This is a genomic window from Bacteroides neonati (assembly GCF_000499785.1).
Lineage (GTDB): Bacteria > Bacteroidota > Bacteroidia > Bacteroidales > Bacteroidaceae > Bacteroides > Bacteroides neonati.
Map to the genome: position 1 here is coordinate 720,355 of NZ_HG726020.1, position 11,586 is coordinate 731,940.

The following is an 11,586-nucleotide window of genomic DNA, read 5'->3' on the forward strand; positions in this document are numbered from 1 at the left end:
TTATGGGAGAGTTTATATCATTCTTAGGAACTAACCTAGCCGATTTTTGGGGATATACCGGTTTTGCCAATGCAACTTCGGGACATCTTATCATGTTATTGGTTGGATTATTCTTTCTCTTTCTTGCCATCAAGAAAGACTTTGAACCGATGCTCCTCATCCCAATCGGATTTGGTATACTTATCGGAAACATACCTTTCAAAATTGATGCAGGTCTCGAAGTAGGTATCTACGAAGAGGGCTCTGTGTTGAACATTCTTTATCAAGGAGTAAAAACCGGGTGGTATCCACCATTGATCTTCTTGGGTATTGGTGCAATGACCGATTTCTCGGCACTTATTTCGAACCCGAAATTAATGCTTGTAGGTGCAGCTGCACAGTTCGGTATCTTTGGTGCATACATGGTAGCATTGGCATTGGGCTTTGAGCCTAACCAAGCAGCAGGTATCGCTATCATCGGTGGTGCTGATGGCCCTACGGCTATCTTCCTTTCATCGAAACTGGCTCCTAACCTCATGGGTGCAATTGCCGTATCGGCTTACTCGTACATGGCACTGGTACCTGTGATACAACCGCCTATCATGAAGTTGCTTACTACCAAGAAAGAGAAACTGATGCGTATGAAACCGGCTCGTGCCGTTTCTCATACAGAGAAAATCATGTTCCCTATCATCGGTTTGCTGCTTACTTGCTTCTTGGTTCCATCGGGCTTGCCTCTATTGGGCATGTTGTTCTTCGGTAACCTTTTAAAGGAAAGTGGTGTTACCCGTCGTTTGGCCGAAACCGCTAGCGGTCCGTTGATCGACTCTATTACCATAGTATTGGGACTAACCGTAGGTGCTTCTACACAAGCAAGCGAGTTCTTGACTCCAAGCACTATCTACATCTTCTTCTTAGGTTTCATGGCATTTATCATTGCTACTACTTCGGGCGTACTGTTCGTAAAGGTATTCAACTTGATATTGCCTAAGAGCAAAAGAATCAATCCGCTTATCGGTAATGCCGGTGTATCCGCCGTACCTATGTCGGCACGTATCTCACAGAACGTAGGTTTGGAATACGATCCAACCAACTACCTGTTGATGCATGCTATGGGTCCGAATGTAGCCGGAGTTATTGGTTCTGCAGTTGCAGCCGGTGTATTGTTGGGCTTCTTGATGTAATATCAGTAAGGTCAACATAAATATTATAAAAAAGAAAGGCAGCTCACAATCAAGTGAGCTGCCTTTCTTTTTTTGAAAAACCTGTATCAGCTAGTTATTTTCTATATAAATCAGCCATCCTTTGCACGGAGCTACTGTGATAGGTTCATTCACATTCCACTCTTTGGCTTCCTGCATATCTTGAATCGCAGGGGCTATACATTTTACCTGCTTCGGGTTCATTTTCAATTGCTCCCAGTCGATATTCAAGCGAACTGTTTTCGGTTCATCCGAGTAGTTGCCTAATGAGAATAGCACCCGTTCCGACTTACGATAAGCAGTTACTTTTACTGCTGCATCGGTAGTAGTAACAGCCGGATGCTCTTCCCAAAACCCCAGCATCGTAGCATCGGCAATACCGAAAGTATCCCATACTTTCCAAACCGGACGTGGATCGCAAGTAATTCCTTCGGTAAGCCAGGGATGGCGTACAGTCATACCGTACTGCATACCCAACCAGCGATTTCCTCCTCGATGGAGCATATCTCCCGTAAGTCCAAAAGGAATACCCGACGACTCGACTAAATAGTTGGCAGGCGTCATCTTATCGTATAAGAAACTCTCTCCAAACCATAGTTTATCGACATACGGAAAGAATTCGGTATATTGATTGGCCGGTCCTTTTGAGAATCCTGTATTCGAATGCAGGTCGATCAAGCATCCCGGCTTTACATCATCCATTGCCCTACGCATGCGCTTTAGAATACGACGGTCAAAGGAAACATCATCGAGATAGATGCCATCGATGTCCATATTCTGAACCATCCATCGCAATCCCTCTACATAATAGTTGTACCATCTTGAGTTAGACTCGGCGGTCAACACAGAAGCATCTGCGGTAATTCCCGTATCGTCTGTGTGATCAAAGTGCTGATACCACTGCGGGGTATAATCTGTTACCATGTGCTCGCGCAGCCAAGCATAACCTCCACCGCTACCTCCTCTGAGAATCTCATGCCCAAGGCTACGGATTGCCCATATCTCGGTAGTAGCACTTGTTAGTTCGCGCAGTGTATAGTACAGCTTCACCTTGCAGCCCTTCTGATGCCATTGAGAAGTAAACTCTTTCAGCTTATCCACTGTCAGAAACGGGTAATTGATAAACGGATTATACTCATTGGCGTGATGCACATTGATGATCCGCACACCTGCCTCTACATCCTCATCGGTAGGAACCGGTTTACTTCCATTGTGATAATAACGGTCGGTAAACTGATTTTTCATACTAAGAGGCTTCAGCGGAGTGATAATCATGGCAAAGTCAAATGTAATCGGTTTGCCTACCTGCAAAGTGCGCTCACCGCTATAAGCTACTGCCTTTACTTCATCGGCTTCGCGTCGTACCGAGAATCCACCTTTCCCTTCGTTGAACCAACTTTCCGGATAAGCCGGACGATACAAGTTCAGCAACGGACCGCTGTAGGTGCTTCCTCTGAATTCACAATGAATACCTGCATGCTGATTTCCGATCCAAAAACTATCGAATGGCCAAAGCCACTGCTGCTCTTTCGACGTGGGTATTGAAACCCCAAAGCTGTTCACCGTCTGTTCGGGTGTATCCCATTTCCCGTCATATCGTTGAGGAGTCTCTTGTCCCGGTAGCCCCATGCCCATAAAATAAGTACCCACTTCGCTCTTTACCGGAATTTCAAGTCGTATATCTTTCACTTGCAGGTTTTTCTTGGGCGTTAGGGTATAAACATAATTGACCCAACCGTCAAACTCCATCACCTCTTTGCATTCGATATGCAGCTCTTCATCTTCTGCCGTCCAGCTTCCCGATACGTGTCCTTCGGTTTGCTCATCCAGCCGAGGAGTAGCCTTCAACTCCTTCACCCCATTGGCAGTATGAATGATGAAACGCATCGGCTGATGCAGAATCCCCTTTCCCCAAGCGGTTATCTGCGAAGGCAATCCGGTTGCCTCGTCGACCGTTACCATGCGTCCCAAACAACCAATACGGTTTCCGTTTACGGTCATCGGTGTATATGGACTGGTTGGCGTATCGGCAATTCCCAATGTAGAATTAAGCCATCGCAAGCGGCTGTGTCTCCACGGTTCATTGTCTCCCCGATCAGGCAACGGATTTCCTGATATGCGAATGCTTACCGGTAGTGTAGCCTGCTTTCCCCCGGCATCACTTACTGTAATGCTTCCTTCATAAACGCCTGCTTTTTGCTGCGAAGGGATATCGACACCAAACCACAACGCTTGCACCTGCCCTTTGGGTACATTCACCTCTTTGGTGAAGAAACGCCCATAGGGATCTGTACCTTCTACGTTGAAACAGGTAATAGCCTCAGCAGGAATCACCTCTGCACCACACGTCAGAGCCGATGCACGATAGGCTATTTTATTCACATCCTCTTTACCTGCCCATACTCCGACCTGAAATGTATAATATTCATTGGGAGCGGCATCTCCTACCACCGTTTTTCCTTGTTTATCGACCAGCCATTTTGCGGGGATGTTACTACGCATTCGGATAGGATTCTTCCGGTCTTCCGGAAATAGATAAAGCAGCACCTGATTATTAATCAGATAGGTACTCATTTCGGCACTAGTAGCCGTTACTTCCATCGGGTAGAAACTATCGAATTGAGTTCTCGACTCAACCTGTATGACTTTTGCCGGAGGATATTTCTTCATTGCACAAGCTCTTGTTTGCCAATTTATATCCGGTGCACTCTCCTTTTCCAGATAGCCACCACTACAGAAACCATGTCCCGGTTGTACCCGATAGGGCAGGTAATAGAAATAGTAGGTTCCTCTTCTTTTCACGGGACCAAAGAGCAGGTTACAATTCTCGTTATTGACCGATATCCGTTGTATGTTCGGCACGGTATCTCCTGTTTCTGCCTCGATAATTAAAAAACGAGACTGATCTACATTGCTATCTGCACGACGCCAATCGAAATCCAAACTGATTGCTTCCGAAGGAGCATTGATTTGGAGCACCGCGCGATGATTGCCAAATGATTCGAGCCAAGCCGTCTCGACTACATGGTATCGGTAGGTTTTGCTATTTTGGGCATATAGCATCATACTGTTTCCTACTACGAACAGAAGCAGAAGGTAAATTGATATTTTTTTTCTCATGTTTATTAATTATTTGCGATTTTCACTTTTCCAGAAACGAACTACAAAAATAATGACTATTCATCTATTATAATTCTCACCCAACAAAACTTTTACTTTGCACGTATTATCGTTTACAGCAAAAGCCGCCAATGAAACAGCCCCACTTGTATAGGTGTCCATTAGCGGCTCTATCGCATTGGGTTATAATAGTCTTTCTATTTGTTTAGTACGACTTTGACAGTCCAGACTTTGGTCATTCCATTAGCAGCTACAACATTATATTTATGTTCCTTACTCCAGTCGGCAGGTGTTCCGAATTTCGGTGCATCACCCAAAGGGAAAACTCTTGCAGCAGTCGATACATTGACATAGACCACCAGATTACTTACCGACACTTTGGCTCGTTCCACCTCGGTAAACTTTCCTCCAGCTGCCGGAACCGTAAAGACGACACTAGCCAAGGCATTGTTAGAATCGAGAGTGTTCGTTGCCGACAACTCTTTTTCTGCCACGATATTATCACCTGTAATGGCATCTTTATCCTCAGTATAAAAACGATGATAAGCACCTACTTTTGTTATTTCAGCCTCTTCGTAAGACGGTAGATCGGCTTTGCTGCAAGCAGCCACGAGCGGCAAGCACACCAATAGGAGCACAAACCATGTTATATTTGATAATTTGATTTTCTTCATCTTTCTTCTTTTATCATATTAGTAACTAAATTGTCTACCATCCTTCGTTTTGATCAGCCTCTGTCAATGCAGCATTGGCATTGATTTGTCCTTGTGGGATGGGGAATAGGTAACGACGGGTTCTAAACTCTCGGCTGTCATTGGTGAATTGTACATTACCTATAAACATACGCTGCCTGTCTTTACTTATTTCAGGGAATGTAGCAGGCATATTAAGCTCTTTAATCACACTGCCCGGGTTTTGTCCATGATTGGCCTCATAACCATATTTTCCCCAACGCAAAAGACTCCAATAATAGTCTCCTTCCATAGCCAAATCCACACGGCGTTCTGTTTTGTAATCACTCCATGCCTGAACCAACGTAACGGCTTCCGATGGTGGCAGTCCACCGTGTACCATACGGGTTCGATTCATCGTTGCTACTGCCTCAGACAACTTAGAAGCGTCTTCTTTCGCCATACAGAGCAGAGCTTCAGTTTTATTAAGTAATGCTCGACCATAACGAAAAATAACCGAATGATAATCGGTCGGTACTCCACTATATATGCGCCATGATACATTGTAGACTCCTTTTCGCCAGATATAATTCGTTAAAGGCATATGCGAAGTGCCGGGTGCCCCCACACGAGCTGTGCGGTTTAGGTTTCCCTGTTTGCACAGCGTAACTGTTTCACCATAAAACTGACAAGAGTCGTAAACAATCGTTGCATAGAAACGTTGATCGCGATTTTCATACATCAACTCATTCAGCTTAGAGCCATCTATCGATTCATACCCAATGCTCTCTGCAGTAATTTCCTTCGGGTCAAAAGCCAGATTCAACGTGGCCGGAGCAACCACTTTGGTGCTATTCTTAAACTGAGTCGATTCATTCCATCTCACAGCCTTGCCTGTTAGTCTATCTATCACCAGATAGTCATCCACTAAGTTTTGAGAAGGTGCATGAGACATCCACGCTTCAAATATATAATCTTTTTTAAACGTGGGCGAACATTTATAATTATTAATAGCATCGTTATTTTGATTCGGAATCATCTCTTGCATTAAGGTATTTTGGCAACTGGTATTCTCCTTGCTACGATAATGTGCAAAGATAATTTCTGGCGAACTGTACGCACCATCTTGATTAAACATACTCTCATATTTACTATCCAGAGAATATCCCTTGATGGCATCTACAGCCTCTACTGCTTGCGCATATAAACTTTTATTTCCGGTGTAAGCAGCTGCCGTCAAGCATACTTCCGACTTCAAAGCCAACGCAGCATTTCTGTTTAAACGTCCGGTTTTAGATTCATTCGGTAGTCCGTTGATTGCATCATCCAGGTCTTTTAAGATATAGCTATAAGATTCGACAATGGTTTTAGTGAGCGGCAGATTAAACTCATCGGTTTCGGTCAATACTCGATCAACCCAGATTACACGCCCTGTGTGTTTGGCCTGATAGTAGTAGGTCATAGCACGCAGCATTTTCCCTTCGGCTATCAATTCCTTCTTTTCGGCTTCACTCAGCGTTGGCGAGGCTTGCACCTTTTCAATAATAAGATTGCATCTCCTCACTGTACCGAAGTTGCCGAATCCAAAATCCCAATCCCTGTCTTTTTGTTCCTTCACTTCGGCAGGACACCCCTGATACACCCATACGGAGTTCGTGGTAAAGCAGTCTTCTGTTTTAAAATCAGTATAACTACCGATAATGGAATTGTATGTTTGCAAAATAAAAGCTTCGGCGGTATTGCGAGTACTCCAAACCAAATCTTCAGTATAAATAGCCGACGGTTTGGTGTCTAAGAAATCATTGCAGCTTTGCAATCCAAGTGTGCTGCACAAAAGCAACGGAAGTATATATTTGATTATTTTCATAATAAAAATCTTATTAATTCTTTTTTATATTAGAAACCTATATTCAAACTAATAGAGTAGGTTCGTTGAACCGGATAGTCGTACATATTCGCATTACCGATTTCAGGGTCCATACCGTATTTAGTTGCCGGACTGAATGTGAGTATATTGTATCCGGACAGAGATAAGTTGCACTTCGTGATCCACGCTGTCTTTTTCAGTATCTTATGCTTAAAGTTATAGCCAATATTACAGTTTTTTAAACGCAGGTAAGCTCCATTGATGAGCCAGAAATCCGATGAGCCGTAGTTATTATTACCGTTGTAGTTGCTACTGCTTCTCAAACGAGGATACAAAGCATCACGGTTATCAGAAGTCCAGGTATCTGTTTGGAAACCATAAATTACCGGCAAATATCCTCCCGATGGATTGCCTTGAATCATATTACCCATATACATATCCCTAGCGGTAGCTCCCTGCCATAACATACTCAAGAACCATCCTTTGTAATTCAAATCGAGATTCACACCATAATTGGCACGCGGAAATCCATTTTTACCAATACGGTGTTGATCGGCTCCATCAATGATACCGTCTCCATTAAAGTCTTCGTATTTAATGTCTCCTGCTCCTAAGTTTACTGAGCCCGGACGCTTTGGAGAGTTCATTACATCTTCCTTACTCTGATAAAATCCTAAATTAGTATAACCTATACCATAATACCCTTTTGCCTGTGTACTACGTTTATAAGGATTCTTTAGATCGACTTCCGACTCAAACGGATTGATATTCCAGTATTGGTCAAAGTAGGTAAGATTGGCCGATACAGTATACTCAAAATCACCTCTTTTCTCTTTCCATTGCAAGATGAACTCAGCTCCCTGACGAATATTTTCACCATTTGTTTTTACATTCGGAAGACTGGTTCCCAAAGGAGCAGTGTAACCGACATTGGAAGGTGAAGCCAAATATCCTGTAGTAGACATGCGGAAGTAGTCGACAGAGCCCGAAAGGCGATTATTCAACGATCCGAAATCAAAACCAATATTCATATTCTTGCTGGTGTACCAGCTGATATCTTTACTAACAAGTGCTCCTTCGGAGAAACCCGGTACAAATTGACCTGCAATGAGATACCCTCGTTCGCTCAATCCATAAGACGCCATATACGAATATCGATTTGTTTCGTCCAACCCGATTTCACCATAGGATCCTCTAATCTTGAATTGATCGAAGATATGTTTATTTTTTAGTGGTTTCCAAAATGATTCTTCAGACAACACCCAAGCTAAAGAGCCCGAATAGAAGACTCCCCAACGTTTGTCCTTTGGAAAATTATCACTACCGTCATAACGCATACTTGCTTCGGCCACATACTTGCTGGCATAATCATATTTCAAACGAGCTACTACACCGGCTTTAGCCATTTCCGCTTCGTATGCACTGTTTTTAGAAGTTGATACAGGACCGGCTCCTATTTGATCTACATCGAGTAAATACTCCTCACGAGAGAGAGTTGAGTTATCGAAAATATATTTACTGGCTTCTATACCAACTGTGGCTCCAACGGTATGTACTTCATGAAACGTACGGTCGTAGTTGGCAAAGAACTGGGTTGTATAGTTATTGCCTGTGTAATACCATTTGGTCAGATTGGGCTTATTCGGTGTACCCGGATTACCTTCCTGATCGTACATAATTGGTGTCTTCGTCCACTGTTTTGTCTGGTCACTGTTAACGCGGTAATGCCCCAACGCTTTTAGCCTTAATCCCGCTACCTGGGGCACACTCCATTCCAAAGCTAAGTTCGCATTAATTGACAGAATTTTTGATTTGTTATATCCGGCTTCAGGACTGATTTCGACCAAAGGGTTATCACTCTGTTGATAAAGTTGTCCAAACTTGTTATAGGCCAACTCCATCGGTTTCTTATTCTGTATATGCCCCCACACATAGTAATAACCGGTGCCGAAGTGAGAAGACGGAGCAGTAGTATGACTAATATAGCCATCGAGACCCGATGTCACCTTTAACCCGATCTCTTTAAAATCTGCAACCAGATTGGTACGCATATTATAGCGTTGCATATTATGCGTATTAAACTTATAAATTGACTCCTGATCATAATAGGACAATCCGGTGAAAACTTTCACCTTTTCGCTACCTCCGCTAATAGAGAGCGTATGCTTCTGTTCGGGAGCAAAACTTCTTAGCGTTAAACCTTGCCAATCAACATCGGGATAGTTATAGGGGTCTGAACCCGTACGAAACTTCTCCATCTCTTCAGGGCTGTATGAAGGTTTTTGCCCATCATTGATCTGGCTCAAATTGAGGTAGTAAGCAGCGTCATACGATCCGAGTTTTTTCGGTAAGTCGGTTAGCTGGCTCATGTTGTAATTGTAATTGTAGTTGATGCTCATCTTTCCAGCCTTTCCTTGTTTGGTTACCACCATCAAAATACCATTAGAAGCTCGCGCACCATATACAGCTGTAGCCGACGCATCTTTTAAAATCGTCATCTGATCAATATCATCAGCATTGAGGTTCTCAAAATCGCGATATTCAGCAATTACATCATCGATAACAACCAGCGGAGTTCCACCACCTCGAATAGATACGGTAGAGTATTTACCAATACCACCACCCGAAGTGCTTACAATCAACCCAGGTGCTTTACCAGCCAAACTTTGAGTAATATTGGCTGTGGGTACTTTGGCAATACTTTCGGCATCAACAGTAGCAATGGCAGAGGTCGTTTTCCGCTTGGATGTCGTACCATACCCCACTACCACTACTTCATCGAGTGCCTTAGTATCTTCTTCCATTGTTATACGCAGATTTTTAAGCTTACCAATAGGTACTTCTTGCGTTTTGTATCCGATGTAAGTAATTTCTAAAACTCCTCTTTTAGGAGCTTCAAGTGTAAACTCTCCATCCAAATTGGTGATCGTTCCGATAGCTGTACCCTGTACCTTAACAGAGGCTCCAATAATTACTTCTCCGCTTTCATCAACCACCTTACCTGTTATTTTATCGCCTTTGACTTGTTGTGTGGTTGTGACGGTCGTACTTTCATAGATATCAGCCACAACAAATTGTGGTGTAGTACAAAAAAGCAGGAAACTAATACCTGCTACTTTTAAAAAGTTTATTTCTCGAGCTCGTGTAACACTCGGAAATCGGTTCATTCTTTTTGTCATAAATTAAATTATTCGGTTAAACATAAAAATGTGTTTTTTAGTATAGCACACAAAAGCTATATACAGGATAAATTGTCGTTTTTCATTCATTTTCCATAGGCTCATCACATTTTAATTCATATGTATTAAATAGGTTATCTATGCCGAACTATGCTGAGAATAATATTCGGCTTACATCTGTTACTTAGTAGGTAACGGAAGTAAGCACAACTTACAACCGTACAATGGCTATAAATAGAAAATAAGACAACAATGATTGCATACAAGCCTTATTTGACTTGTATAAAATCTGGTTTCGCTTTCTAGAAAAGAGAGGGAAGTATCTATTATTGGTTATTTTTTAAGTATTTTTTTTGTTTTTCCAGAATTGTTCTTATATTTGTCGTGTATTTTAAGTATCCGTTACCTACTAAGTAACAGAATTGTATTGTGTTATTAATAAGGTGTTTACAAATCGCACTTCAGCTTAACGAAGTAGCTAAATAGCCTATTACCCCTTGATTTATTGTCTTCATACGAGCATCACCCTGAGCTTTAAAATAAGTTTCTGTTATTTTCAGCGACGAGTGTCCCATGCATTCACTAATGAGCTTCTTATCGAATCCCAAAAAGTTGGCAAGGGAGGCCCAAGTATGTCGAGCTTTGTAAGAACTTAAACCTGTACCTAGTCCTAACAGCAGACTCAATACGGACAAAGATTGATTAAATTTACGCAAAGCGTTCTGATACTGTCGATACCCATCTTTACCACAAGCATTGATAAAAGGGAATAAATAAGGCGAATCAACATCGGTGCTTCGATATCTTTCAATTATTCTCATTGCTTGGGCATCAACGAGCACCTTCAATTCACTACCTGTCTTCTGCCTACGATATATTATTGCGCCATCTCTTAGGTCGCACTTTCGCAAATGAACCAAATCGACAAACGGCATACCTTGCAGCATCAGTAATAAAAGAAACACCGAGCGGGTAGCTTCCAAATCTCTCCGGAGCAAGCGAGAAGGAGTAATCAACTCTTGCAATGCCTTGGTTTCCAAACTTCGGTCTCTCTTGGCATCGACCCCGGTATGTACTTGCTTGAAAAGACGGGGAGTATACGCCACCAAACCAGCATCTACAGCTTGGTTATATACCGCTTTGAGCATACGCAGATAGGTAGAAATAGTGTTCTCTTTGAGTTGTTCAAAGCGCAATTGCTCCTCGAACTTCTTCAACCACTCACGTGTAAGTTTAGCAAAAGACATCCACTTACTTCGTTCGTACTTTCGAATGCGGTTTAGCGTACTCTGGTATACATGAGCTGTTCCGAAACGTTGCTCTGCTCGTTGCGTTCGGATTAATCCCTCCATAAAAAAGAACAAATCTTTTGTTTTCATACATAAAAAATTAAGTTATACTTTTTATAGACAATTACGTATATAGAATCACTCAATATCTAATACGCAAAGAATATGCAATACAAAGGAAAAATCAAGGTAAATTGTTTATCCGAACAATACAAAATATCTTTCGCTTGTGTATTCATTCAAAATTAGTCAATGTAGCTATCTCTAAGTCGCCTTTCC

The 11,586-nt window shown here is 42.4% G+C and carries 6 protein-coding genes; 1 reads left to right on the plus strand and 5 read right to left on the minus strand.

Annotation, left to right across the window (positions count from 1 at the left end):
* The first annotated feature begins 2 nt into the window (after positions 1–2).
* A complete protein-coding gene (locus TY03_RS06065; protein ID WP_042368264.1) occupies positions 3–1,163 on the plus strand; it encodes a sodium ion-translocating decarboxylase subunit beta in 1,161 nt (386 codons plus the stop codon).
* Between the two features lie 90 nt (positions 1,164–1,253).
* On the opposite strand, the gene TY03_RS06070 is transcribed toward TY03_RS06065, so the two are convergent.
* From TY03_RS06070 to TY03_RS06090, 5 genes are all read right to left on the minus strand, one after another.
* Positions 1,254–4,301 (minus strand): glycoside hydrolase domain-containing protein, encoded by a 3,048-nt coding sequence (locus tag TY03_RS06070; protein ID WP_042368265.1) that lies wholly within the window; start codon positions 4,299–4,301, stop codon positions 1,254–1,256.
* A gap of 197 nt (positions 4,302–4,498) precedes the next feature.
* Positions 4,499–4,975, minus strand: coding sequence for a DUF5018-related domain-containing protein (locus TY03_RS06075; RefSeq protein WP_042368266.1), 477 nt, complete (start codon positions 4,973–4,975; stop codon positions 4,499–4,501).
* A gap of 34 nt (positions 4,976–5,009) precedes the next feature.
* Positions 5,010–6,839, minus strand: coding sequence for a RagB/SusD family nutrient uptake outer membrane protein (locus tag TY03_RS06080; protein ID WP_042368267.1), 1,830 nt, complete (start codon positions 6,837–6,839; stop codon positions 5,010–5,012).
* Positions 6,840–6,868: 29 nt separating this feature from the next.
* Positions 6,869–10,018: a SusC/RagA family TonB-linked outer membrane protein gene (locus TY03_RS06085; protein ID WP_042368268.1), complete on the minus strand. Its 3,150-nt coding sequence runs from the start codon at positions 10,016–10,018 to the stop codon at positions 6,869–6,871.
* Positions 10,019–10,479: 461 nt separating this feature from the next.
* Positions 10,480–11,397: a tyrosine-type recombinase/integrase gene (locus TY03_RS06090; protein WP_042368270.1), complete on the minus strand. Its 918-nt coding sequence runs from the start codon at positions 11,395–11,397 to the stop codon at positions 10,480–10,482.
* Between the last annotated feature and the right edge of the window lie 189 nt (positions 11,398–11,586).